The following is a 23,400-nucleotide window of genomic DNA, read 5'->3' as shown; positions in this document are numbered from 1 at the left end:
GTAGGCGGTGCCCGGAGTGGCTCCCGTCGCCCTATGCCTCAGCGGCCCTCCAGCCCTGGCGGCGGAGGATCTCCGAGACATCCGGGGCCCGGTAGTGCTCCCCCTTGAGGACCTTGCCGTCGTCCCTGCGGGCGACCCCGCCGTCGGGGCCCAGCTTCGTCATGTTCGCCCGGTGGACCTCGGCGATCACCGCGTCCAGGTCGATGCCGTGGACGAGCGCCGTCCCGTACGCCACGTACACGACGTCGGCCAGCTCGTGCGCCAGCCGGTCCAGCGGGCCGGTGACCGAGACCTCGGCGACTTCCGCGGCCTCCTCGGCGAGCAGCTCGCCACGGTGGGCGGCCAGCTCCGGGGAGACCTCTGTCGGCGTGCTGCGGGCGTCGAGGCCGAAGGCGCGGTGGAATTCACGGACCAGGGAGGCGGGAGAGGGCTGCATCCGACGAGCCTATCGACGGGAGGCCGAGCCCCCGGAGCGCCCGACGGCTTCGGCACCTTGGCCAGGTCAGAGCCCCGCCCTGGTCAGGACCGCCCCGGGGCTGGCAGGATCGCGCGCATGTTCCAGGCACTCCCGCGTATCGGCCGGCGCCGCGCACTGTTCGGCTCGGCGGCCGCTTTCGCGGTCTTCGGGCTGCTGCTGTGGTGGCTGCTGCCGCTGGACGAGGAGTCCCCCAGCGGGACGATCACGTTCAGCACGGGCACCCCGACGGGGGTCTACCAGATGTACGGCAAGCTCCTTCAGGGGGCCATCGCCAAGGACATGCCGCATCTGGACGTACAGCTGCTGAACAGCGACGGGTCGCAGGAGAACGTCCGGCGGGTGGCCACGGGCAAGGCCGACTTCACGATCGCGGCGGCCGACGCGGTGGAGACGTACATACTGCAGAACAAGCCGGGATCGGGGCGGCTGCGCGGCTGCGCACGGCTCTACGACGACTATGTGCACCTGGTGGTCCCGCGCTCGTCGTCCGTGCGGTCCGTGGCGGACCTGCGGGGCAAGAAGGTCGCCGTGGGGCCGAGCGGCTCCGGGGTGCGGCTGATAGCGAACCATGTGCTCCAGGCGGCCGGACTCGACCCCGACAAGGACATCAAGCCGCTGGCCGACGGCATCGCGACCATGCCCGAGCTGCTGAAAGAGCACAAGATCGACGCGTTCTTCTGGTCGGGCGGCCTCCCGACGAGCGCCGTGCTGGAGCTCTCGAAGACGTACGACATCAGGCTGGTGCCGATCGGCAGTGACCTGATCAAGAAGCTGCATGAGCAGGGCGACGCCGCCCGCTACTACCGGGCCGCGGTGATGCCCGCCGATGCCTACCCCAAGGCGCAGCGCGGTTCGTCCGTGCAGACGCTGGCCGTGGCCAACTTCCTGATCACCCGGGAGGACGCGGACGCGAACCTCACCGAGGAGCTCACCCGCACGGTGATCGCCAGCCGCGACCACATCGGCGCCCGGGTGCACGCGGCGCAGCTGGTGGACCTGCGAACGGCGATCTACACGGATCCGCTGCCACTGCACGAAGGCGCGCGACGCTACTACCGGTCGATCAAGCCGTAGCCGTTCGTATCGGCGCCGAAGGCGCGCTGCCGCTCAGGAGGCCGGCCCCGACCTCGGCACCGTCACCGTCACCCTCAGGCCGTGCGGCTCGTTGTGGGCGTACGCGATGGAGCCGCCGCCCGCCGAGAGCAGCACGCGTGAGATCGACAGGCCGAGGCCCGATCCCTTGATGTTCTGGTGCCCGGTGCTGCGCCAGAAGCGGTCGCCGATGCGGGCCAGGTCCTCGTCGCTGAGGCCGGGGCCGCCGTCGGTGACCACGACGGTCGAGACCTCGCCGTTCGAGGCGACCTTCACCTCGACGCTCTCCCCCTCGGGCGTGAACTTCAACGCGTTGTCGATCACCGCGTCCAGGGCGCTCGACAGCGTGATGGGATCGGCCCAGGCGGTGGTGGCCGGGCAGGTCCCCGCCAGCCGTACGCCCTTGCTCTCGGCGAGCGGCTGCCAGGACGACACGCGCTCGGCCGTGAGCGCGCCGATGTCGGTGAGGCACAGGTCAGCCTCGGCGTGCTCGGCGAGCGCCAGGTCGAGGAGGTCGTCGAGGACCTGGGCGAGGCGCTTGCCCTCGGTGCGGACCGAGGCGATCTCCTCATTGCCCTCCGGCAGTTCGAGGGCGAGCAGCTCGATGCGCAGAAGCAGCGCGGACAGCGGGTTGCGCAGCTGGTGCGAGGCGTCGGCGACGAAGGCGCGCTGCTGCTCCAGCACGTCCTCGACGTTGTCCGCCATCTCGTTGAACGACCGGGCCAGGCGCCTGAGTTCCGGTGGACCGCCGGCGGCCGCCACCCGGGACTTCAGGCGTCCGGTCGCGATGTCGTGGGTGGTGGCGTCGAGGACGCGTACGGGCCTGAGCACCCAGCCGGTGAGGCGCAGCGCGGCACCGAGGGCGAGGAGCATCGCGAACACCTCGCCCGCGCCGATGATCAGCCAGCCGTGCAGGGTCCTCGAACGCATCTGCCCGGTGGGCGAGTCGGTGACGACGACGGCCATGACGTCGCCGTCCCTGATCACCGGGGAGGCCACGACGAGACGGTGGCGCTGCCACGGCCAGACCTGCTGCGGGTCATGGCTGCGACGGCTCAGGCGCGCCTCGTTGAAGGCGTCGCGTCCCTCACCCGTCTTGGGGAGGAGCCAGGCATCCGGCGCGTTGGCCATGGCCGTGCCATTGCGGTAGAAGACACCGGCCCGGATGCCGTACACGCTGTAGTAGCGGGCGAGTTCCTTGCGCAGGGTCTCGCGGCGCTCGTCGGGGAAGGTGTCCGGGGAAGCGGTCGCCGGGTCGGTGACGAACTGCGCGAGCGCCGCGAAGCGCGCCGTGTCGTCGATGCGGTCGACGACCACCCGTTGCTGCTGAGCCGCCGCGACACTCACGGCGAGCGGAATGCCGAGCGCGAGCAGCACGGCGGCCATCAGGACGATGAGCAGCGGGAGAAGACGTGTGCGCACCCGTGCCCGCTACGACGCCGGGGCGACGAGCCGGTACCCGACGCCGCGTACGGTCTCGATCAGCGCCGGCATGCGCAACTTGGAGCGCAGGGACGCGACATGCACCTCCAGGGTGCGCCCGGTCCCCTCCCAGCTGGTGCGCCACACTTCGCTGATGATCTGTTCCCGGCGGAACACCACTCCGGGGCGCTGGGCCAACAGCGCGAGAAGGTCGAACTCCTTGCGGGTCAGTTGGACAACCAAACCGTCCACCGTGACCTGGCGGTTGGGCAGTTCGATGTGCACAGGGCCGAGCCGCAGCGCGGTGTCGCCTGCGGCCGAGGCGTCGTCGGGGACGCTGCGCCGACTGACGGCGTGGATACGGGCGAGCAGCTCCCCCGTGTCGTAGGGCTTCACTACGTAGTCGTCGGCGCCGAGGTTGAGGCCGTGGATCCGGGAGCGTACGTCGGCGCGCGCGGTGACCATGATCACCGGGGTGCTGGTCCGCTTGCGGATCTTGCCGCAGACCTCGTAGCCGTCCTGGTCGGGCAGGCCCAGGTCGAGCAGGACGACCCCGAACCCGTCGCTCTCCGGGACCAGTGCCTGCAGGGCCTCCTCGCCGCTGCGGGCGTGCGTGACGTCGAAGCCGTGCCGGGCCAGCACCGCGGACAGGGCGGCGGCGACATGGTTGTCGTCCTCGACGAGGAGCAGTCTCATTCCGGCCCCCTCCGGTTCATTGGTCGTACGGTCTCGGCTTGCAGAACGCGGTGCACGCACGCGTGCACCATGGAAGTCACGCCGATGGACAAGGATGGCGTCAAGTGGCTTCGGGTTGCGCAGGGCTTCCGTTACGCAGCCGGTACGCGACCGCACAGGGCCACTACGACACGTGCCCGATTGCTACCAGATCGTGATGCTCAAGTTCCCCTCAGATGTAATGACGCTGGTCGTAAGGGCTCACTACTGTCCTCCGAAACCGAGGAGGACGGAGCCCAAAAGCGATGACCGAAGTATCGGTGGCCAAGGATGCCGTGGCCGCGACCGAGGAATTGGTCGTCCTGAAGAGCGTCAACAAGCATTTCGGCGCGTTGCACGTGCTCCAGGACATCGACCTGACGATCGCCCGTGGCGAGGTCGTCGTGGTCATCGGGCCCTCCGGGTCCGGGAAGTCCACCCTGTGCCGCACCATCAACCGCCTGGAGACGATCGATTCGGGCGGCATCTCGATCGACGGCAAGCCACTGCCCGAGGAGGGCAAGGCGCTCGCCCGGCTGCGGGCCGACGTGGGCATGGTCTTCCAGTCCTTCAATCTCTTCTCGCACAAGACGGTGCTCGAGAACGTGATGCTGGGTCAGATCAAGGTGCGCAAGACCGACAAGAAGGCGGCCGAGGAGAAGGCCCGCGCGCTGCTCGACCGCGTCGGTGTCAGCACGCAGGCGGACAAGTACCCCGCGCAGCTGTCGGGCGGCCAGCAGCAGCGCGTCGCGATCGCGCGGGCGCTGGCGATGGACCCCAAGGTCATGCTCTTCGACGAGCCGACCTCCGCACTGGACCCCGAGATGATCAACGAGGTCCTGGAGGTCATGCAGCAGCTCGCGCGTGACGGCATGACCATGATCGTCGTCACCCATGAGATGGGCTTCGCTCGTTCGGCTGCCAACCGAGTGGTCTTCATGGCCGACGGTCGGATCGTCGAAGAGGCTGTGCCGGACCAGTTCTTCAGCAATCCCCGCAGCGACCGGGCCAAGGACTTCCTGTCGAAGATCCTGCACCACTGACGGCCCCGTCGCGTCCCTGCCGATCCGCGTCACCCGCCCTCGACGGCCCGCACTTCTTCACCACTCAAAGGATGTTCATCATGAAGCTCCGCAAGGTCACCGCCGCTTCGGCCGCTGTGCTCGCCCTCGCGCTGACCGCCACCGCCTGTGGGGGCGACGACAACAAGGACTCCGGTTCCAGCTCCAGCGGCGGCGGCAAGATCAAGGTCGGCATCAAGTTCGACCAGCCCGGCCTCGGCCTGAAGCAGCCGGACGGTTCCTACGCCGGCTTCGACGTGGACGTGGCGACGTACGTGGCCAAGCAACTCGGCTACAAGCCCGATCAGATCGAGTTCGTCGAGACCAAGAGCGCCGACCGTGAGAACGCGCTGGCCCGCGGCGACGTGAAGTTCATCGCGGCCACGTACTCGATCACCGACGAGCGCAAGCAGAAGGTCGACTTCGCCGGCCCCTACCTGCTGGCCCACCAGGACCTGTTGGTCAAGACGGGCTCCGACATCTCCAAGGGCACGGACCTCAACGGCAAGAAGCTGTGTTCCGTGACCGGCTCCACCTCGGCGCAGAACGTCCACGACACGATCGCCCCGAAGGCCCAGCTGAAGGAGTACAGCGGCTACTCGGAGTGCATCGCCGCTCTGCAGAGCGGCGCCGTGGACGCGGTGACCACCGACGACTCGATCCTCGCGGGCTTCGCCGCGCAGGACAAGTACAAGGGTCAGTTCAAGCTCGCCGGTCTCAAGCTGAGCAACGAGAACTACGGCATCGGCGTCAAGAAGGGCGACACCGCGACCGTGAACAAGATCAACACCGCCCTGGAGAAGATGGTCAGCGACGGCTCCTGGCAGAAGGCGGTCGCCGCGAACTTCGGTCCGGCCAACTACAAGAACGAGCCGGCCCCGAAGATCGGCGTCATCGTCAAGTAACCCTGGAATCCGCAGGCACCGCAGGGTTCCGCAGGCGCGCCGCCGCCCGCCGCGATCACGGCGGCGGCGCGCCGCGTCCGCCACGTACGCCACACACCCGGAAGCGCGGGAGATCGTGTTCGACTTTCTTGAAGGTTACGACGTCCTCGGGGCGTTCTGGACGACGGTGAAACTCACCGCCCTCTCCGCCGTCGGCTCCCTCATCCTGGGCACCGTGCTGGCCGCGATGCGCGTCAGCCCGGTCCCGCTCATGCGCGGGTTCGGCACCGCCTATGTGAACATCGTCCGGAACATCCCCCTGACGGTCATCATCGTCTTCAGCTCGCTCGGTCTCGCCGACATCTTCGGTATGACGATGGGCGCGTCCGACGACTTCAAGCTCCAGGGCTTCCGGCTGGCGGTGCTCAGTCTGGTCGTCTATCACGCGGCCTTCGTCTGCGAGGCACTGCGCTCCGGCATCAACACCGTGCCCGTCGGCCAGGCGGAGGCGGCACGCGCCATCGGGCTGAGCTTCAGCCAGAGCCTGCGGCTCATCGTGCTGCCGCAGGCCTTCCGTTCGGTCATCGTCCCGCTGGCCAACGTACTGATCGCGCTGACCAAGAACACGACCGTGGCCGCCGCCATCGGCGTGGCCGAGGCAGCCACCCTGATGAAGACGATGATCGAGAACGAGGCCCAGACGCTGGCCATCGCCGCCGTCTTCGCCCTCGGATTCGTGGTATTGACCCTGCCCACCGGCCTCATCCTCGGCTGGCTCGGCAAGCGACTGGCGGTGAAGCGATGACCTCCGTCCTCTACGACGCCCCCGGCCCCCGCGCCAAGCGGCGCAATGTGATCTTCTCAGTGGGCTTCTTCGTCCTGCTCGCCCTCTTCCTGTGGTGGATCTGGCGGACGATGGACGACAAGGGCCAGCTGAAGTGGTCCCTTTGGGAGCCGTTCACCACGTCGGATGCCTGGACGACGTATCTGCTGCCGGGCCTCGCCAACACGCTGAAGGCCGCGGCACTCGCCATGGTCATCGCCCTTCCGCTGGGCGCGCTCTTCGGTATCGCACGCCTGTCCGACCACCGGTGGGTCCGGGCTCCGGCCGGTGTGGTGGTCGAGTTCTTCCGGTCGATCCCGGTGCTGCTGCTGATGCTGTTCGCCAACGAGCTCTACGTCCGCTCCACGGACATCCCCAGCGAAGAACGGCCCCTGTACGCCGTCGTCACCGGCCTGGTGCTCTACAACGCCTCGGTCCTCGCCGAGGTCGTACGGGCCGGAATCCTGGCCCTCCCCAAGGGGCAGACGGAGGCCGCCTATGCGGTCGGTCTGCGCAAGGGCCAGACAATGACGAGCATCCTGCTCCCGCAGGCCGTCACCGTCATGCTGCCGGCCATCGTCGGCCAGCTCGTCGTCATCGTGAAGGACACAGCGCTGGGCGGCGTCCTGCTGACGTTCCCCGAACTGCTCAACTCGCGCAGCACGCTCGCGGCCAACTACGCCAACGTCATCGCGAGCTTCATCGTGGTGGCGGCCATCTACATCGTGCTGAACTTCGCCCTCACCAGCTTCGCGAGCTGGCTGGAGGGCAGGCTGCGGCGCGGCAAGAAGAGCACGGGAGCGGTCCTCGTCGCCGATGAGGTGGAGCTCAACCCCGCCGAGGTGAAGGGCAGCTTCGGGACCGGTGCCGAAAGCCACGGCATCTGATGAGCAGTCAAGTGACATGAGTCGCACGGAGGCAGCGGCGTGATGGCCGCTGCCTCCGTCACTTGACGCAAGCACCGGCAATGGGTTGCATACGTTCTGTGATCGTGCACCCCGCTCCAACTGCCTGTTCCCCTATGTCCCTCAGGACACCGCTCCGGGCAGGGGGCACCGCGCCGTGGACCCGGTGATCATCGTCGGAGCGGGGCCCGTGGGGCTCACGCTCGCCCTGGCGCTCGCCCGCCAGGAAGTCCCTTCCGTGATCCTCGACGAGGGCCCGGGCAAGGACGAGCAGCGGCCCGCGCGGACGGTCGTCCTGCGCGAGGACACGACCGCGCTCGTCGAGCGGCTCACCGGCTTCCCGCTCTCCGAGGCCGGTTTCCGTTGGGCCGGATGGCGGTCGATGCGGCGCAAGCAGGTGATGCGTGAAATCGCGTTCGACACGCAGGGTTCCGGGGACGCGGAGAGTTCCAGGCGCGCGGCCGGCACCACCAGGGGCGCACAGGGCTCCAGGGACATCCGCGCTTCCCGGGACCCGGAAGGCTCCGCGGACGCCGAGGCGTACCCCGCCCCGCTGCACATCGCCCAGCACGCGCTGACCGGCGCCCTGCGCGACGCCATCGTCCACGAGCGGCTGATCAAGGTCGCCGTGAACAGCCGCCTCGACTCCATCGAGCAGGAGACCTCGGGCGTCACCGCACACACCCGGGGCGCCAAGGGCACCTGGTGGCGCGGCAGTTATCTCGTCGGCTGCGACGGACCGCGCTCGACGGTGCGCAAACTCCAGGACATCCGCTTCCCCGGACGTACCGCCGTCGAACGGCACGCCGTCGCGGCGCTGCGTACGGAACTTCCGTGGCCCGGCGAGGCGTTGTTGCATCGGATGCCGCCGTGGCGGACGTCGGGCCCCTCGGCCGGGGAGGTGACCGCGCGCCCCCTCGCCGACGACGCGTGGCGCCTGGACTGGCTGCTGCCCCCGGGCAAGGACCTGGTCACGCCCGACCTGCTGTTGGCACGCATCCGGGAGACCCTCGCGGGCTGGAGCGGCGGCTCCACACCCGCGTACGAACTGCTCGACACCGGAGTCCACACCGTCCACCACCGCCTGGCCCGGCGGTGGCGGGTCGGCCGTGTCTTCCTCGCGGGGGACGCCGCACACCTGCTGGGCGCGCTCGGCACCCAGGGCCTGGACGAGGGCCTGCGGGACGCGGACAACCTCGCCTGGAAGCTGGCGCTGGCCTGGCACCACGGGCCGCACGAGACGCTGCTGGACAGCTACCAGGTGGAGCGGCGCGCCGTCGTCGCCGCCCGGCTGCGCGCCGCCGACCAGGCGTTGCCGCTGCTGCGCGGCGGCGGGGGCCTGCGCTCGTATGTCCCCGGGTCGGCCCGCGGCCACGACGCGCTGCTCACGGACGGCCACCTGGGGCGCGGCCCGCTGGGAGCGCCGGGAGCGTACGCCGACTCCCCGCTCGCGCCGCCACACGCCGACTCGGCGGCTCCCGTGGACACCGCGCCCGGAGCCCCGGTCGTCGATGTGCGGGTGACCGCGGAGGACGGCTCGTTCGTACGACTGCGGGAGCGGCTCGGGCGCGGAGTGTTGCTCGTGATGCTGATCGCTCCGGGGACGGGCGTCTGGGAGCGGAAGCACTGGGTGACGGCCGGAATCATGCCCCGGCTCGCGGCCGCCGTGACCGCCCTGCCGCACCCCGCCGAGCTGCTGGTCGCCGAGAGCTATCCGGGCGCCGCCGCCCACACCGTGCTCCTCGTCCGTCCCGACGGCCACCTGGTCAGCGCGTTCAGCGGGGTGCGCCCGGCCGACCTGTACGAGGCGGCCGAGGCGACACTGGGCGGACCGACGAAGGCGGAGGCCACGGCGAGCACGGGCTGAACTTCTGGTGCAGGCGGAACAGGGGCCGAGCAGGCGGTGACGCCCCCCGGCAACGGAGACCGGGGCCGTCCGAGCCCGGGGTAACGGGTGGGCCGGGTCGCCCGGAATCCGCCCTGTCCGAGTCCGCGTACCGCCGCCCTGCCCCGCCCACGAGCCGGGGTGTCGAAGCCCCGCGCCCGGCCGGCCCCAGGCCGTCCACCGCACTCACCGTCACCGAGCGTCCACATGGTGACGGTGAGTTGACCGGCCCGCACCCCCATGGTGTACTCCGGATCGTGACCGACACCTGTGTGCGCCTGTGGCGGAGGGTCCATATGGACCTCGTCCGCTATGCGGGCTGCGTGTGTCGTCCGTCCTGCTGAATTCGCATCCCTCCCTCTTTCGCGCGCCGCCCTTGTGCCGCTGCGCGCCCCACGCGAACCCCCAGGACGGTTACGAGTGTCTGTGTCCCCCTCTGTCTCTGTCTCCGCACCCCCGCAAACTCCCACCCAGGCCGACCTGCTCGACTTCGTACGCCGCACGGCCGCCGACACCGAGCTGATCGCCTCGCTCCCGCTCGACCCCGAGGGCCGTACCTGGGTGCGCCTCGAAGGCCCGGGCGGCAGCGAGGCCTGGCTCATCGGCTGGCCCCCCGGCACCGGAACCGGCTGGCACGACCACGCCGAATCGGTGGGCGCCTTCCTCACCGCGTCGGGCGAACTCAAGGAGAACTCCCTCGCCGCCCGGTTGCCCGCCGACGGCTGGAAGACCCTGGAACTCGCCGAGGACATCGACCGGGAACGGACGTTGCCGACGGGCAAGGGCCGCTCCTTCGGCCGCCACCACGTGCACGAGGTACTCAACGAGTCCCCTGAGAAGCACGCGATCTCGGTCCACGCCTACTACCCGCCGCTCCCGCAGATCCGCCGCTACAGCCGTACGGGCCAGGTGCTGCGCCTGGAGCACGTCGAACGTCCGGAGGACTGGCAGTGACCACCCGGCGCGTGGGCATCGACGAGTTGCTGGAGCGGGTCCGCGAGGGCCTGGACCGAGTGGAGGCCAAGGACGCGTACGAAGCCGCGCAGGCGGGCGAGGCGCTCTTGGTCGACACCCGCTACGCGGCCCTGCGCGAGCGCGACGGCCTGATCCCCGGCGCCCTCGTCGTCGAGCGCAACGAACTGGAATGGCGTCTCGACCCCCAAGGCAGCCACCGCGCCCCGGAGGCCACGAGCCATGACCTGCGGATCGTGGTGTTCTGCAACGAGGGGTACGCGTCTAGCCTCGCGGCCGTGTCCCTGCGGCAGTTGGGGCTGCACCGAGCGACCGATCTGGTCGGCGGATTCCAGGCCTGGAAGTCGGCCGGGTTCCCAGTGACCGCCGCCTAGGCGGCCGCCGCCCCATGGACTTCCCCGACCGCAGGGAAAGTTCTTCAGGTCGTACGTAGTGGTGGGCGCCCCTTGATGTAAGGGACGCCCACCCTTGCGTACTGCCCCTTACTCCTTGGCCGTGGCCACCGTGACAGGGCGAACCTGCAACGCCACCCGGCCCGGCAGCGCGGAGGCGACGAGGGCAAGCGCACCGGCCACCGCGATGACCGTCACGTACACCAGGGGTGTGACCGCCGGAGCCGCGCTGCCCGTCATGCCGACGCTGAACGCGGTCAGGACGGCGAGCGCGATTCCGCTGCCGAGCGCGGTGGCGAGCAGCAGCACCGACACCGCCTCGGTCCGCAGCATCCGCAGTACTTGCCGACGGGTCGCCCCGGCGAGGCGGAGCATCGCGAACTCGCGGACCCGCTCGGAGACCGACATGGCCAGCGTGTTGACGACGGCGATGGCGGTGAAGGCCAGGACCAGTCCCATGGCGAGGTAGTTGACCTCGGCGTTCGCCTGCTGGCGGGCGGCCTGGATCGAGTCCGCGGCGGCCGGCGCGAGGACATGGACCGCCGGGAACTTACGGAGAGTAGTCGCGAGTTGTGTCTGTGTACGGGCGGTGGTGACAAGGACGGAGGTGGCGAGCGGGTTGTCCACATGGCGCGCGACCAGGTCATGGGCGAAGGTGAGGTCGCCGAAGCCGAGACCCTTGGCGTAGACGGCGGCGACGGTGAGCGTGACGGGTGTGCCGTCGCCGAGAGTGACCTTCAGTGTGCTGCCGGGCTTCAAGTGAAGCTGGTCCGCGGCGAGTTCACTGACAGCGACGGTGCTGTCCTTGAGGCCCTTCAGGGAGCCCGCCGTGACGTCCGGGTCCCAGGTGCGGGTCAGCCCGGCCGGCGTGACGCCCTGGGCCGCGTACTTGTCGAGGCCCACGCGCACGGTCGTACGGACCACTTCGGTGACGACGTCGTCGCCCGTACGCAACTGCCGTGCGGCCTCGGCCGGGACGCCGGGGCCCTGGGCGGCGAGCACCCAGTCGGCGCGGATGCCCTCGCGCGCCTGGGCCCGGGCCGCATCGCCGAGCGTCGGCTGGACGAAGAGAACCGTGCAGGTCATACCGATGAGGAGGGTGAGGGGAGTGACGACGGAGGCCATGCGGGCCGCGTTGCCGCGAAGGTTGGCTCGGGCCAGACGGCCGCCGGGACCGCTCAGCCGCAATGGGCCCGCGAGTACGGCCGCGGCCGCCTTGACCAGCAGAGGACCGAGCAGTGCCACAGCGGAGGCCAGGACCACAACGGCAAGGAAGGTCACGGGGGTTGAGGCGGGCTCGGTGCGCAGAACGCTGAGCACGGCGACGAGGACGGCGCCGCCGGCCAGCAGCGCGAAGCCGGCGAGGACCCGTCCCCATGCGGGGCGAGCGGGCTCGACCCGGGCTTCGGCGAGCGCCTCGGCCGGGCGGATCCGGGTGATGCGGCGGGACGAGATACGCGCGGCGGCCCAGGCGCCGAGGAGTGTCGCGGCGACCGCGGCGAACAGCGGGAAGACGCTGACGGTGTGCTGAAGCGTGGCCGGGACGGCGCCCATGGCGACGAACCGGCTGTGCAGCCAGCTGCCCAGCGGCAGCCCCGCGAGTGCGCCGGTCACACCGGCGGCAACCCCGACGATGAGGGCCTCCCTGCCGAGAAGTGCGCGGATCTGGCCCGGCGTGGCGGCGATGGCCCGCAACAGGGCGAGTTCGCGATGGCGCTGCTGCACGGACAGGGCGAAGGTGCCGACGACCACCAGCACGGCCACCAGCAGCGAGGTGCCGCCCATGGCACCGCCCATGCTGACCAGCTTCGTCCGGGCGGCGGCCGCGTCCAGGAACTCGACCGGGCCACGGCCGTCTCCCGCGCTGACCTGCGCGGTGGTGCCGTGCAGTGCCTTGGCGACGGACCGCTTGAGGGCAGCGGTGTCGGTGCCCTCAGCGGGCAGTACGCCGAAGGCGGTGACCTGCCCGGGGTGCGCGGCCAGGCGCCGGGCCTCGGAGGTCGAGAAGAAGAGGGAGGTCTGGTGGCGTACGGCTGCGGCGGGCTCGGCGATCCCGGTGATCCGGTAGGTGCGCGGGGACTGCGTCGACTGGACGGTGAGGCGGTCGCCGGCCTTGAGGTGGGCGCGCTCGGCGAAGTGGCGGTCGACGACGAGGTCGCCGTCGGCCTTGGGCGCGGTGCCGGTGATGAGTGTGTACGGGGTCAGCGCGGCGGACTCCCAGGCGTGACCGTAGGCGGGCCGGTCCTTGTCGACGCTCCCGCGGGGTGCCAACGGCTGGGCCAGGAAGGTCAGTTCGGGGATGACTCGGCCTACACCGGGAGCCTGGCGCAACCGTGCCGCCAGGTCGCCCGACAGCCAGGCCCGTTCCGCGAGGGGCTTGGCCTTGTGCTTGACCTTGGTCTTGCCCTTCTTGTGCTTGACGGTGGTCTGATGGACGTTCTGATCGGCGGAGACCACGACGGGGGCCGCGGCATAGCGTTCGCTGCGGATCGTGCCGCGCAGGCCCGTTTCCAGGAGGGTGCCGCAGGCGGTGATGAGAGCGGCCGCGCACATCAGGGCGAGAAAGGCGCCGAGAAAGCCGCCTTTGCGTGCTCGGACGCTCTGCAGGGCATAGCGCAGCATCATGAGGGGTCGCTCTCTTCTCTGTTGTGGTGCGCGTCGTGGTCCGTACCGTGGGGCGCCGGGCAGCTCTCTGGCGCTCCGTCAGGGGTCGGGAAGGCGAGGAAACGGGTGAGTACTGTGCGCGCGTCGGGCGGGGTGTCGGCTTCCGGGCGCTTGTAGCGGTTGAGGAGCGCGATGTACTCCTCGAAGAACGCGCGGAGTTCGGGCAGCGTCAGCCGGATGCTGCCGCGCGAGTAGGGGAACGCGTCGGCCCAGGGATCCTCGCCCGCGCCTGGCTGGAGCTGCATCTGCTCGAAGAGTTCGAGGTCGGCGGCGTACGCGTGATGGTTCAACTCGTCCATGACGAGCCGCATCTCGGGACTCTGGCGGCTGCGCGGCGGGAAGCGCCGGTCACCGGGGACGGCCCGCCACCAGCGCTCCCGGCCGTGGCCGTTCGCCTCGGCCTGCTCTTCCACGAAGCCGTATCGGGCGAGTTCGCGCAGGTGGTAGCTGGTGGTTCCGGTGTTGAGTCCCAGCGCTCGGGCGAGCGTCGCCGACGTGGCGGGGCCGTGCACGGTGAGGTGCTGGAGCATGCGCTGCCGCCGGGGCTGCGCGAGGGCCTTGAGCGTGGCGAGGTCGGAGAGCTCGGTGGAGGCGTGCGGCGCCTTCGGGGGTGTTTCCTCTTCTGCGCCGGGTTCCTGTGCCATGCGTACACAGTCGTCTGTGCACAGGTGTCTGTGCATTGCGGCGGCCCGGCGTCTTCAGCCGGGGGTTAACCCCACCCCGGCCACCGGGAGTTGACCGGCTCAGCCCATGCGTCCGGGCACGCGTCCGGCAGGCGACCAGGCAGGCATCCGGGCATGGGTCCAGGCATACGTCCGGGCCCTGAACGCGATCGGCGCCCCCGCGCGTCCACCGTGTTCAAGGCCCGGGATTGGGTCATGTATTTGGGATCGGATTACGGTGCAGCCGGTCAGGGCTCCGGGCCACCCCCGGGCACTCTGGGCCAACGCTCTCAGAGCCCTCATGGGGTCAGAACCCCTCGTCCCCGAGCCCCTCCGTGTCCTCGCCCTCCTCCTCCAGCGCCTGGCGGACCACGCGCAGGGCCATGCCTTCGGAATAGCCCTTGCGGGCGAGCATGCCCGCGAGGCGCCGCAACCGCTTGTCGCGGTCGAGGCCGCGCGTGGAGCGCAGCTTGCGGGCGACCAGCTCGCGCGCGGTCGCCTCCTCCTGCTCGGAGTCGAGCTGCCCGACGGCCTCGTCGATCAGCGTCGAGTCCACGCCTTTGGTCCGCAGCTCCTGGGCGAGAGCCCGCCTGGCCAGACCCCGGCCGTGGTGCCGGGACTCCACCCAGGCGTCCGCGAAGGCACTGTCGTTGATCAGGCCGACCTCCTCGAACCGTGACAGCACCTCGTCCGCCACGTCGTCCGGGATCTCGCGCTTGCGCAGTGCGTCCGCGAGCTGCTTGCGGGTGCGCGGGGTCCCGGTGAGCAGGCGCAGACAGATTGCCCGCGCCCGCTCAGCCGGGTCCCCTGGGGGCTCCCCCTTCTCGGCCCTCGACGAGGAAGGGGTGCCTCCGTCCTGTGGGTCGCCGGACGGCTCACCGAAACCGCCACGCCTGCGACGCCCTCGTCCACCACGCGCTCCACCGTCACCACGCGAGCCGCCGTCGCCAAGCCGACCGCCGCCTCGGCGTGAGGCGCCGCCCGGCGAACCGTGGCCGCCCGGCTGGCGTTCACCGCGCCGCGAGCCTCCGTCCGGCGAGGCTTCGCCGTCCGGATCACCGTCCGCACCGGCGCCCGGATCGCCGCCGTAGAACCCCTCGGCGCCGCCCTCGCCGCCGTAGAGCCCGTCGTCGGGGCCGTACGTCCCGCCGCCGTACCCCCCGTCACCGTTTCCGGCCGAGCCACTGTCGCCCCCGTGGTACCCCTGCCCTGGCCCCTCCGGGGCGACAGGGTAGGCGTACTCGGCCCAGTCGGTTCGTCGCGTCATGGACTAGCTCTTGGCCGCCGCGGTCTTGGGCTTGGTGGCCTTGGCCGCCGGAGCGGGCACCGTCTTCGCGGCCTCGCCCGGGGCGGCCGAGACCGCCGCGTCCGCGCCCGGCTCGGCGGTGGGCTCCTGCGGCCTCACACCGACGCCCAGCTTCTCCAGGATCTTCTTCTCGATCTCGTTGGCGAGGTCGGGGTTGTCCTTCAGGAAGTTGCGCGCGTTCTCCTTGCCCTGACCGAGCTGGTCACCCTCGTACGTGTACCAGGCGCCGGCCTTGCGGACGAAGCCGTGCTCCACGCCCATGTCGATCAGGCCGCCCTCGCGGCTGATGCCGTGCCCGTAGAGGATGTCGAACTCGGCCTGCTTGAAGGGCGGCGCGACCTTGTTCTTGACGACCTTGACGCGGGTGCGGTTGCCGACCGCGTCGGTGCCGTCCTTCAGCGTCTCGATGCGACGGATGTCGAGCCGCACCGAGGCGTAGAACTTCAGGGCCCGGCCACCGGTCGTCGTCTCCGGGGAGCCGAACATGACGCCGATCTTCTCGCGGAGCTGGTTGATGAAGATCGCGGTGGTCTTCGACTGGTTGAGCGCGCTGGTGATCTTCCGGAGTGCCTGGCTCATCAGACGGGCCTGCAGACCCACGTGCGAGTCGCCCATCTCGCCCTCGATCTCCGCGCGCGGCACCAGGGCGGCGACGGAGTCGATGACGATGAGGTCGAGCGCGCCGGAGCGGACCAGCATGTCCACGATCTCCAGAGCCTGCTCGCCGTTGTCCGGCTGCGACAGGATCAGGTTGTCGATGTCGACGCCGAGCTTCTTCGCGTACTCGGGGTCGAGGGCGTGCTCGGCGTCCACGAAGGCCACCTGACCGCCGGCCTTCTGCGCGTTCGCCACCGCGTGCAGAGTCAGGGTCGTCTTACCGGAGGACTCCGGGCCGTACACCTCCACTACTCGGCCGCGCGGCAGGCCGCCGACACCGAGGGCGACGTCGAGCGCGGTCGACCCGGTGGGGATGACCTCGATGGGCTCATTCGGCCGCTCGCCCAGGCGCATCACTGCGCCCTTGCCGAATTGCCGTTCAATTTGTGCGAGCGCGGCGTCCAACGCCTTCTCGCGGTCGGTTCCTGCCATGGGTTCCACCCGATTTGCTTGAGTCGATCGCTTCACGTCAAAGACGCTAACGCCTGCCACTGACAATGCGCCCCGACGCCCGTCCGGCCTGTGGATAACTCGGGCACATCTCCATGAAAACCCTGCCGAAATCCCCGTCGAGAGCTCCGCCGGAGCCTCCATCAGAATGGATGTTCGATTTTCGTGTCAAGCGCACCACGCGACACCTCCGAGAGTACGTTCGCGGTCCGACAGTGCCCCGGATTTCCCGCAGGCACGGTCGGTACCGGGCTACTCCCCCGGGCGTACGGCGGGCGCCTTCGGCCGTACGACGACGCCGTGAGGCCTGCTCGCGAGGCTTGGGGCATGGAAACCACGAGGTCCCGGTCCCGGACACCCCTGAAGTTCACGCTGACGCCCTTGAAGCTCACGCTCCGCCCGGCCGAGCGGTTCTGCTATGCGACCGGTGCCCTGCTCGTCCTCTCGGGATGCGTGCATCTGGTGGTCTTCGCCGTCGACGGTGGCCCCTGGGACGGGCCCGTCTCCTGGCGCAAGCCCGTCACCTTCGGACTCTCCTTCGGGCTGACGCTGATCGCGATCACGTGGGTCACGTCGTATCTGCGCGTCGGGCCGCGGCTGCGCACCACGCTGCTCGTGGTGTTCGCCGCCGACTGTGTCGTGGAAGTGGGCGGGATCACCCTGCAGGCGTGGCGTCGGGTGCCCTCGCATCTCAACATGGAGACCGGCTTCGACACGGCGGTGTCCATGACGCTCGCGGTGGGCGGCGGGGTTCTCGTGGTGCTGCTCACCGTGTTCGCGGTGGCCTCGTTCCGGAACCGCCCCGCAGGCCCCAAGGGGATGCCGCTCGCGCTGCGCTCCGGGTTCGCGATCCTGCTCGTCGCCCTGCTGACGGGCGCCGCGATGATCGCGCGCGGGGTCGTCCTCACCCGGACCGGCCACCAGGAGGCGGCGTACCACTCGACGGCCCCGCTCAAGCCGCTGCACGGGGTGAGCCTGCACGCCGTGCTGGTGCTGCCCGCACTGGCCTGGCTGCTGTCGCGCGCCGCCTGGAGCGACAGGACCAAGCAGCGGGTGATGTACGCGGCGGTCGGCGGCTACGCGGCGGCCGTCGTCGGCGCCGGTGTGTGGGCGGTCCTCACCTGGTGAACAGCCGCCGCACGCGCGCGAGGAAGGTGCCCGAGCCCCGTGTGCGGTGGCCGTGCACTCGGGGGTCGTCCGTGACGTCGTAGCGCTTCACGTACGCCCCCAGGAAGGCCTGCAGCGTGGCGACGGCGGGGATGGCGATCAGCGCGCCGACGGCGCCGAGGAGCGCGGTGCCCGCGACGACCGACCCGAAGGCGACCGCGGGGTGGATGTCGACGGTCTTGGCGGTCAGCTTGGGCTGCAGCACATAGTTCTCGAACTGCTGGTAGATCACAACGAAGATGAGCACCCACAGCGCGTACCAGGGGTCGATCGTGAAGGCGATCAGCATCGGCAGGGCGCCCGCGAGATAGGTGCCGATCGTAGGGATGAACTGCGAGACGAGGCCCACCCAGACGCCGAGCACGGGCGCGTAGGGCACGCCCAGGGACTCCAACAGGATGTAGTGCGCTACGCCGGAGATCAGCGCCATCAGACCGCGTGAGTACAGATAGCCGCCGGTCTTGTCGACGGCGATCTCCCACGCGCGCAGCACCTCGGCCTGCCGGGCGGGCGGCAGCACCGAGCACAGCGCGCGCCGCAGCCGCGGTCCGTCGGCGGCGAAATAGAACGAGAACAGCGCGATCGTCAGCAGCTTGAAGAGGCCGCCCAGCACCTGCGCGGACACGTCCAGGACGCCGGTGGCGCTGTTCTGTACGTACTTCCGCAGCCAGTCGGAGTGGACCAGGCTGTCCTGGATGTCCACCCGTCTCAGGTCCGTGTGGAAGTGCGTATTGATCCAGTTGATGACCGAGTCGAGGTAGTCGGGAAAGCCCTCGATCATCTTGATGATCTGGCCCGCGAGCATCGAGCCGAGCAGCGTGATGAATCCGGCGATCGCGATCGTCGCGCCGAAGAAGACGAGGAAGGTGGCCAGTCCCCTGCGCATGCCGCGCGAGGCCATCCAGCTCACCGCGGGTTCTATCGCGAGTGCCAGGAAGAACGCGATGAGAATGTTGATCAGCAGGCTGGTGAGCTGGTGGAACGCCCAACTGCCCAGCTGGAAGACAGCGACGAGCGCGAGCGCGAGCACCATGGCGCGCGGCAGCCAGCGCGGCATGCGCCCGCCGGGCGCGGCTGCGTCCCCGGCCGGGGGGCCGGTGGGCGGCGTCGTGCCGAACGGTGATGCCTGCTGGGCGACCTGTGCGGTCTCGTCTGTCGGGGCCACGGTGCAAGTCTCGCCCACGCCACCGACAATCGGCCCCCGCCCCCGGATCTTCCCGGTCCGTCAGCGGCTTTCGTACGGAACGTTCATGGTCGCGCACACCACGCGCCACACGTCCTTGGCCTCCCAGCCGGCGTTCAGCGCCTCGTGCACGGTGCGCCCGCCGAGTTCCGTCATCACATGATCGCGCGCGAAGGTATCGGCGTACCCCGCACCGAAGTGATCCGCCATCCGCTGCCAGAAGACCGTCAACCGCATGACTCCAGTATCCCGCCCCTGAGAGTGGGCCCGAGCCGGGACCGCTTGCCGAGACCGCTTTCCGTCCTACGGTCTGACGCATGGCCGAAACAGGAGCATCCCCACTCCCCCCGACGCCCCCGGCGCGCTCCCCGCTCGCACGCGCCGAGCACTTCATCTGGCTCACCGCACGCGTACTGGAGCAGCGCCGCTTCGCGTACCACTTCCTCGGCGGCGGCGCCGACGCGGTGGAGACCGCGCTGGCCGCCTACCGCAACGAGGACGAAGGGTACGGTCACGCGCTCGAACCCGATCTGCGCGGCCCGGTCAGCCAGCCGCTGCACACCGGGCACGCGCTGCGTGTGCTGGACTCGATCGGGCGCTGCGGCGGACAGCGCGTGGAGCGCGTGTGCCGCTATCTGACCTCCGTGTCGACGGCGGACGGCGCACTGCCGGCGATCCATCCCAGCCAACGCGGCTATCCGACGGCTCCCTTCGTCCCGATCGTCGACGACCCGCCGAGCGAACTCCTGGCCACCGGTCCCGTGGTCGGCCTGTTGCACCGCAACGAGGTGTGGCACGCCTGGCTGTTCCGTGCCACCGACTTCTGCTGGCAGGCGGTCGATTCGCTGGAGAAGTCCCATCCGTACGAGATCGAGGCCGCCGTCGTCTTCCTGGACTCCGCGCCCGACCGCCCGCGCGCGGAGGCGTCCGCCGACCGTCTTGGCCGCCTGGTGCGCGAGCAGCGGCTGGCGGCGCTGGACCCGGAGCACCTTGATTCGTTTCCGGTCGCCCCCGGGTACGCGCCGGGCGAGCACCACTTCCCGCACGACTACGCGAAGACGCCCGAGTCCCTCGCGCGCGCGTGGTTCACCGACGAGGAGATGACGCGCTCGCTCGACCACCTGGCGGACGAACAGGAGGAGGACGGAGGCTGGCCGATCCGCTGGCGTCAGTGGGCGCCGAGCACCGCCCTGGAGTGCCGCCCCATGGTGACGATCGAGGCGTTGCGCACGCTGCGGGCGTACGGACGGTCCATCGGTTGATGTCAGGGGCGCGTGTACGGGCCGTAGGGCGGCGTTTCCTGGGTGTCCCTGAGAAGCAGTGCCGCGATCGCCAGGGCCGCCCCTCGGGGCGACGAGAGGTCGATGCCGGACTGTTCCCCGATCTTGGCGAGCCGGTTGTCGACGGTGTTCGGGTGCAGTCCCAGCGCGGTGGCGGTGGCCCTGCGGTCCTGCTGATGCGCGAGGTGGGTGCGCAGGGTCTCCAGGAGCTCGGGGCGGTCGGCGACCGGGTCGAGCAGGGCGGCGATCTTGTGGCTGCTGGGGTCGGGCCGGGAGAGATGGAACTCCAGAAGGACGTCCTCCAGGCGGTGCAGTTCGGGCGGCAGTCCGCACGCGCGCGTGACACGCAGGATCTCCGTCGCGGTGCGGGCCGCCTCCGGGATGTCCGCGGGCCCCGCGGCCGGCACATGCGCGACCCTGACCGGTGTCCCCAGGGCCTTGCTCAGCCGCCGGGCGAGGTCGTCCGGCGGCTCGCACTCCTTGGGGACGACGGCACGGCCCAGGCCTGTGTCCAGGAGCGCCGCCACCTCCGTACCGAAGGCGTGGTCCAGGACGGTCTGCGCCCTGCGCTGCCGCCGCCGTTCGCCCACGGGACCCTCGGCCGACACTCCGAGGTCGAGGGCGAGCACCAGGGCGGGCCCTTCCAGGCGCAGCTCGTCCAGGAGCATGTGTCCGGGCTTGAGTACGCCGTCCAGTAGCCCGCGGATCAGCGAGCGGCGCTGGGCGCGGGCGTCGGCCTCCAGAGCGGTGCGCTCGTCGACGTACGTCTCGGCGACCGCGCCCACAACCTTGTGGTGCGACTCCAGGAGGAGGTCGACCAGTTCCACGAGGGCGGCCTCCTCCCCGGGCCGGGCCGTCTCGCGCAGCGCCCGCCACAGCACGTACGCGCCCAGGGAGTGCGTGCGCAGCAGCAGGTGCAGCGGCATGCCCTCCTCGGCGCGCTGAGCGGCCCGCTCGCGGAACAGACGCAGGTCCGCGCGCGCGAGATCCGGATCGCCCACGCGGCGCAGGAACAGCCGGATGCCGTGCCGGGCCGTCGCCGCGATCTCCAGATCCTTCAGATCGTCCGGGAGCTCCGCGTAGCCGGGGAGCTCCTCGAAGGACTCGCGGGTCATCCGCCGGGCCAGTTCGTTGACCCGGGGCTCGCAGCGCAGCGCGAGCGCCCTGGCGGCTGCGGAGAGGGGCACGGCGGGCTCCTGCGGGCGGGCGGCTTGTGACGCGTCACAGTACCCAGGCGGCCTGTGACGTATCGACCGCATCGCTCCGGAGGTCCCGGCCGACTGTGCTGCCTTCAACGCCTTGGAGGGGCCTTCGGCCCACACGCACGCGTGAAGGCCGACAGCGCTGTACGCCGGACGTCAGCCGGTCACCGCCCGCACCCCCGCCGTCACCACCACCGCCGCGGCGACCACGAGCAGGAAGGGGGCGCGCAGGATCAGCGCGACGGCCGCCGCGGCAAGTCCCGCGGCCTTCGCGTCCATGACCAGGACGCGCCCGTCGGCGAAGGTCTGCTGGGCCGTGAGAGCGGCGAGAAGGGCGACGGGCAGCAGGGCGGCGAGGCGCCGGACGAGGGGACGTTCCAGTACGCCGGCGGGGATCAGCAGCCCGATGAGTTTGACGGCGTAGCAGCCGACGGCGGTCGCGCCGATGGCGATCCAGATGTTCAACGATCTTCCCTTGGCACGTCATTGGCGGTCTTCGAACTGCGGCGCCCCTCTACGTAGAGGACGGCGGGAGCGGCCAGCGCGGCCACCAGTACGGGAACTCCGGCGGGCAGCACGGGCAGCAGACCGAGCCCCAGAAGGACCGCGATACCCGCGACCGTGCGCTCCGTGGTGGTCTTCAGCATCGGCGAGAGCAGCGCCAGGAAGACGGCGGGTCCGGCGGCATCCAGCCCCCACGCGTCGGTGTCGCCGATGGCTTCGGCCCCGACGGCGCCGAGCAGGGTGGTGAGGTTCCACAGCACGTAGAGGGAGAGCCCGGTGACGGTGAAGCCGATGCGTACGCTGCGGCGGGTGGGCTGGGCGAGCGCGACCGCGGTGGTCTCGTCGATGACCCACTGCGCGGCGAACGGTCGCACCGCGCGCGGGAGGGCGAGCAGTTGCGACAGGCGCAGTCCGTAGAAGGCGTTGCGCACCCCGAGAAAGAAGGCGCCCGCGGCTGCCGTGAGCGGGTTGCCTCCGGCCGCGAGCGCGCCCACGAGCGCGAACTGCGAGGCGCCGGTGAACACCAGGAGGCTGAGCGCGCAGGTCTGCAGCAGCGTGAGCCCGCTGCCCGCCGAGGTCACCCCGAAGGCGAACCCGGACAGTCCGACGGCGACCCCGACCCCTAGGGCGTCCCGGACGACGGCGGCGTCGGGTTTTCCGCCTTCTTCACTGCGTATGTCTGCGAGAGCTGTCTGTTCTGCCACGCCCTGGACGGTAGGAGCAGTGGACCGTCACCGTCTTGTACGTTCTTGCGCTCGCGCTGGTAGGCGCCCGGGGGCACGCCCACGATCCGGGTGAAGTGCCGATTGAGATGCGGCTGGTCGGTGAAGCCGACGGCGACGGCCGCCTCGGCGGGCGCGGAACCGGCGTCCAGGAGGTGGCGGGCCCGGCGTACGCGGGCGTCGGTCAGCCAGGTGTGGGGCGGCATGCCGTAGGTGTCCCGGAACGCGCGCAGCAGCGCGAACGGGCTGGTGCCGAGGTCGGCGGCGAGCCGCTCCAGGGAAGGGGGCTCGACCATCCGCTCCTCCAGCACCGCACGCGCGCGTGCTGCGACGCGGGCGCCCGCGGTGTGCACGGCCCGCTGCGGCAGCGGGCCTCCGTTCAGGCGCAGCAGCCGGGTCACGGCGGCGCGCAGCAGAGTGTCGGCGGCGAGCGCGTTGCCCTCCTCGGCGGCCCGCAGCACCTGGTGGACCAGGCCCGCCGCGTACGGGTCGTCGAGCACCGGACTGGTGAATCCGGGGGTGCCGCGGATGGTGGTGGTCTCCGCGGCGATCTCGGCCACCAGCTCCGGCGACGGATACACCGCCCCGTACCGCCAGCCCTCGGGGACGCCCGCCCGGCCCGTGTGCGGGGTGTCGGGGTTGACCAGCGCGAGGGCGCCCGGACCCGCGTACTGGTCGCCACCGCCATGGTGGAAGACCTCGACACCGTCGGTGATGGCAGCGATGACGAAGTTCTCGTGGGTATGCCGCACGAAGATCTTTTCGACATAGCTGGCACGCAGCAGATCGACACCGGGCAGTTCCGCGTACTGCCAGTGCCGCGCCCGCTCCCGTCCCGAATCCGCCACACCATCATTCTCCGCGACCACCACAACGACAGCCGCCCGATGACGCCGCACCGGACAGCTGCCACTGCCGCCCACCAGCCGACAGCCGCTGCACGCACCCCTCCCCCCACCAGCCGACAGCCGCCCA

At 70.5% G+C, this 23,400-nt stretch carries 24 protein-coding genes; 11 read left to right on the top strand and 13 right to left on the bottom strand.

The features are described from left to right. Positions 1 to 31 precede the first annotated feature (31 nt). Complete coding sequence (locus AB5J50_RS36470; protein ID WP_369262778.1) at positions 32 to 436, bottom strand: MazG nucleotide pyrophosphohydrolase domain-containing protein; 405 nt, start codon at positions 434 to 436, stop codon at positions 32 to 34. Positions 437 to 553: 117 nt separating this feature from the next. On the opposite strand from AB5J50_RS36470, the gene AB5J50_RS36465 reads away from it, so the two are divergent. Continuing rightward, positions 554 to 1,552 carry a TAXI family TRAP transporter solute-binding subunit gene (locus tag AB5J50_RS36465; protein WP_327432189.1) on the top strand — a complete coding sequence of 333 codons (999 nt, stop codon included), beginning with the start codon at positions 554 to 556 and terminating at the stop codon, positions 1,550 to 1,552. Between the two features lie 33 nt (positions 1,553 to 1,585). Here the strand turns inward: AB5J50_RS36465 and AB5J50_RS36460 are convergent, their stop codons facing one another. Then, positions 1,586 to 2,992, bottom strand: a complete 1,407-nt coding sequence (locus AB5J50_RS36460; protein ID WP_369262776.1) for an ATP-binding protein — start codon at positions 2,990 to 2,992, stop codon at positions 1,586 to 1,588. Positions 2,993 to 3,001: 9 nt separating this feature from the next. Further along, on the bottom strand, positions 3,002 to 3,688 hold the full coding sequence (locus AB5J50_RS36455) for a response regulator transcription factor (protein ID WP_327432187.1): 687 nt from the start codon (positions 3,686 to 3,688) through the stop codon (positions 3,002 to 3,004). Positions 3,689 to 3,972: 284 nt separating this feature from the next. Between AB5J50_RS36455 and AB5J50_RS36450 the strand changes: the two genes are divergently transcribed. The 8 genes from AB5J50_RS36450 (at position 3,973) to AB5J50_RS36415 (ending at position 10,610) form a co-directional block, all read left to right on the top strand. Next, a complete protein-coding gene (locus AB5J50_RS36450) occupies positions 3,973 to 4,749 on the top strand; it encodes an amino acid ABC transporter ATP-binding protein (protein WP_369262774.1) in 777 nt (258 codons plus the stop codon). 80 nt (positions 4,750 to 4,829) lie between these two features. Then, entirely contained in the window at positions 4,830 to 5,672 is an 843-nt protein-coding gene (locus tag AB5J50_RS36445) for a glutamate ABC transporter substrate-binding protein (protein ID WP_369262772.1), read from the top strand. A gap of 115 nt (positions 5,673 to 5,787) precedes the next feature. Beyond that, positions 5,788 to 6,456 (top strand): amino acid ABC transporter permease, encoded by a 669-nt coding sequence (locus AB5J50_RS36440; protein ID WP_369262771.1) that lies wholly within the window; start codon positions 5,788 to 5,790, stop codon positions 6,454 to 6,456. Beyond that, positions 6,453 to 7,361 (top strand): amino acid ABC transporter permease, encoded by a 909-nt coding sequence (locus AB5J50_RS36435; RefSeq protein ID WP_369262770.1) that lies wholly within the window; start codon positions 6,453 to 6,455, stop codon positions 7,359 to 7,361. Before AB5J50_RS36440 ends, AB5J50_RS36435 begins: the two co-directional genes overlap by 4 nt. 175 nt (positions 7,362 to 7,536) lie before the next feature. Next, entirely contained in the window at positions 7,537 to 9,246 is a 1,710-nt protein-coding gene (locus AB5J50_RS36430; protein WP_369262769.1) for an FAD-dependent monooxygenase, read from the top strand. A 314-nt stretch (positions 9,247 to 9,560) separates the two neighbouring features. After that, the gene (locus AB5J50_RS36425; protein ID WP_309506048.1) at positions 9,561 to 9,608 is read left to right on the top strand and encodes a hypothetical protein; all 48 of its coding nucleotides are present in this window, start codon (positions 9,561 to 9,563) and stop codon (positions 9,606 to 9,608) included. Positions 9,609 to 9,684: 76 nt separating this feature from the next. After that, on the top strand, positions 9,685 to 10,218 hold the full coding sequence (locus tag AB5J50_RS36420) for a cysteine dioxygenase (RefSeq protein WP_369262767.1): 534 nt from the start codon (positions 9,685 to 9,687) through the stop codon (positions 10,216 to 10,218). Beyond that, the gene (locus AB5J50_RS36415) at positions 10,215 to 10,610 is read left to right on the top strand and encodes a rhodanese-like domain-containing protein (protein ID WP_369262765.1); all 396 of its coding nucleotides are present in this window, start codon (positions 10,215 to 10,217) and stop codon (positions 10,608 to 10,610) included. The genes AB5J50_RS36420 and AB5J50_RS36415 overlap by 4 nt, the downstream gene beginning before the upstream one ends. Positions 10,611 to 10,718: 108 nt before the next feature. On the opposite strand, the gene AB5J50_RS36410 is transcribed toward AB5J50_RS36415, so the two are convergent. The 4 genes from AB5J50_RS36410 to recA all read right to left on the bottom strand — a co-directional run bounded on the left by AB5J50_RS36410 (position 10,719) and on the right by recA (position 16,349). Further along, positions 10,719 to 13,253 carry an FtsX-like permease family protein gene (locus tag AB5J50_RS36410; protein WP_369262763.1) on the bottom strand — a complete coding sequence of 845 codons (2,535 nt, stop codon included), beginning with the start codon at positions 13,251 to 13,253 and terminating at the stop codon, positions 10,719 to 10,721. Next, a complete protein-coding gene (locus AB5J50_RS36405) occupies positions 13,250 to 13,936 on the bottom strand; it encodes a helix-turn-helix domain-containing protein (RefSeq protein ID WP_327432178.1) in 687 nt (228 codons plus the stop codon). The genes AB5J50_RS36410 and AB5J50_RS36405 overlap by 4 nt, the downstream gene beginning before the upstream one ends. 325 nt (positions 13,937 to 14,261) lie before the next feature. Then, positions 14,262 to 15,221 carry a recombination regulator RecX gene (gene recX, locus AB5J50_RS36400; protein WP_369262762.1) on the bottom strand — a complete coding sequence of 320 codons (960 nt, stop codon included), beginning with the start codon at positions 15,219 to 15,221 and terminating at the stop codon, positions 14,262 to 14,264. Positions 15,222 to 15,224: 3 nt separating this feature from the next. After that, on the bottom strand, positions 15,225 to 16,349 hold the full coding sequence (recA, locus tag AB5J50_RS36395) for a recombinase RecA (RefSeq protein WP_369262761.1): 1,125 nt from the start codon (positions 16,347 to 16,349) through the stop codon (positions 15,225 to 15,227). A gap of 345 nt (positions 16,350 to 16,694) precedes the next feature. Between recA and AB5J50_RS36390 the strand changes: the two genes are divergently transcribed. Beyond that, positions 16,695 to 17,495 carry a hypothetical protein gene (locus tag AB5J50_RS36390; protein WP_369262760.1) on the top strand — a complete coding sequence of 267 codons (801 nt, stop codon included), beginning with the start codon at positions 16,695 to 16,697 and terminating at the stop codon, positions 17,493 to 17,495. Here the strand turns inward: AB5J50_RS36390 and AB5J50_RS36385 are convergent. After that, positions 17,485 to 18,699 carry an AI-2E family transporter gene (locus AB5J50_RS36385; protein ID WP_369262759.1) on the bottom strand — a complete coding sequence of 405 codons (1,215 nt, stop codon included), beginning with the start codon at positions 18,697 to 18,699 and terminating at the stop codon, positions 17,485 to 17,487. The two genes, AB5J50_RS36390 and AB5J50_RS36385, sit on opposite strands and share 11 nt — an antisense overlap. Before the next feature lie 60 nt (positions 18,700 to 18,759). After that, on the bottom strand, positions 18,760 to 18,954 hold the full coding sequence (locus AB5J50_RS36380) for a DUF3046 domain-containing protein (protein ID WP_327432173.1): 195 nt from the start codon (positions 18,952 to 18,954) through the stop codon (positions 18,760 to 18,762). An 80-nt stretch (positions 18,955 to 19,034) separates the two neighbouring features. On the opposite strand from AB5J50_RS36380, the gene AB5J50_RS36375 reads away from it, so the two are divergent. Beyond that, on the top strand, positions 19,035 to 19,979 hold the full coding sequence (locus AB5J50_RS36375; RefSeq protein ID WP_369262757.1) for a hypothetical protein: 945 nt from the start codon (positions 19,035 to 19,037) through the stop codon (positions 19,977 to 19,979). Between the two features lie 2 nt (positions 19,980 to 19,981). Here AB5J50_RS36375 and AB5J50_RS36370 read toward each other — a convergent pair whose 3' ends face one another. The 4 genes from AB5J50_RS36370 to AB5J50_RS36355 all read right to left on the bottom strand — a co-directional run bounded on the left by AB5J50_RS36370 (position 19,982) and on the right by AB5J50_RS36355 (position 23,273). Continuing rightward, positions 19,982 to 21,184 carry a PucR family transcriptional regulator gene (locus AB5J50_RS36370; protein WP_369262755.1) on the bottom strand — a complete coding sequence of 401 codons (1,203 nt, stop codon included), beginning with the start codon at positions 21,182 to 21,184 and terminating at the stop codon, positions 19,982 to 19,984. Positions 21,185 to 21,355: 171 nt separating this feature from the next. Further along, positions 21,356 to 21,664 (bottom strand): AzlD domain-containing protein, encoded by a 309-nt coding sequence (locus AB5J50_RS36365; protein WP_369262754.1) that lies wholly within the window; start codon positions 21,662 to 21,664, stop codon positions 21,356 to 21,358. Next, the gene (locus tag AB5J50_RS36360; protein WP_369262753.1) at positions 21,661 to 22,407 is read right to left on the bottom strand and encodes an AzlC family ABC transporter permease; all 747 of its coding nucleotides are present in this window, start codon (positions 22,405 to 22,407) and stop codon (positions 21,661 to 21,663) included. Before AB5J50_RS36360 ends, AB5J50_RS36365 begins: the two co-directional genes overlap by 4 nt. Next, positions 22,326 to 23,273, bottom strand: a complete 948-nt coding sequence (locus AB5J50_RS36355; protein ID WP_369262751.1) for an AraC family transcriptional regulator — start codon at positions 23,271 to 23,273, stop codon at positions 22,326 to 22,328. Before AB5J50_RS36355 ends, AB5J50_RS36360 begins: the two co-directional genes overlap by 82 nt. Positions 23,274 to 23,400: the final 127 nt, after the last annotated feature.

Source organism: Streptomyces sp. R35, assembly GCF_041053035.1.
GTDB lineage: Bacteria > Actinomycetota > Actinomycetes > Streptomycetales > Streptomycetaceae > Streptomyces > Streptomyces lutosisoli.
Note: the sequence above shows the minus strand (reverse complement) of the source record. Positions and strands in the feature narration are given on the sequence as shown.

Bases quoted from the DNA above. Each gene is read 5' to 3' on its own strand.
- AB5J50_RS36470 (WP_369262778.1), bottom strand. From the start codon at position 436: ATGCAGCCCTCTCCCGCCTCCCTGGTCCGTGAATTCCACCGCGCCTTC.
- AB5J50_RS36410 (WP_369262763.1), bottom strand. From the start codon at position 13,253: ATGATGCTGCGCTATGCCCTGCAGAGCGTCCGAGCACGCAAAGGCGGC.
- AB5J50_RS36455 (WP_327432187.1), bottom strand. From the start codon at position 3,688: ATGAGACTGCTCCTCGTCGAGGACGACAACCATGTCGCCGCCGCCCTG.
- AB5J50_RS36450 (WP_369262774.1), top strand. From the start codon at position 3,973: ATGACCGAAGTATCGGTGGCCAAGGATGCCGTGGCCGCGACCGAGGAA.
- AB5J50_RS36465 (WP_327432189.1), top strand. From the start codon at position 554: ATGTTCCAGGCACTCCCGCGTATCGGCCGGCGCCGCGCACTGTTCGGC.
- AB5J50_RS36405 (WP_327432178.1), bottom strand. From the start codon at position 13,936: ATGGCACAGGAACCCGGCGCAGAAGAGGAAACACCCCCGAAGGCGCCG.
- AB5J50_RS36445 (WP_369262772.1), top strand. From the start codon at position 4,830: ATGAAGCTCCGCAAGGTCACCGCCGCTTCGGCCGCTGTGCTCGCCCTC.
- AB5J50_RS36375 (WP_369262757.1), top strand. From the start codon at position 19,035: ATGGCCGAAACAGGAGCATCCCCACTCCCCCCGACGCCCCCGGCGCGC.
- AB5J50_RS36380 (WP_327432173.1), bottom strand. From the start codon at position 18,954: ATGCGGTTGACGGTCTTCTGGCAGCGGATGGCGGATCACTTCGGTGCG.
- recA (WP_369262761.1), bottom strand. From the start codon at position 16,349: ATGGCAGGAACCGACCGCGAGAAGGCGTTGGACGCCGCGCTCGCACAA.
- recX (WP_369262762.1), bottom strand. From the start codon at position 15,221: ATGACGCGACGAACCGACTGGGCCGAGTACGCCTACCCTGTCGCCCCG.
- AB5J50_RS36435 (WP_369262770.1), top strand. From the start codon at position 6,453: ATGACCTCCGTCCTCTACGACGCCCCCGGCCCCCGCGCCAAGCGGCGC.
- AB5J50_RS36390 (WP_369262760.1), top strand. From the start codon at position 16,695: ATGGAAACCACGAGGTCCCGGTCCCGGACACCCCTGAAGTTCACGCTG.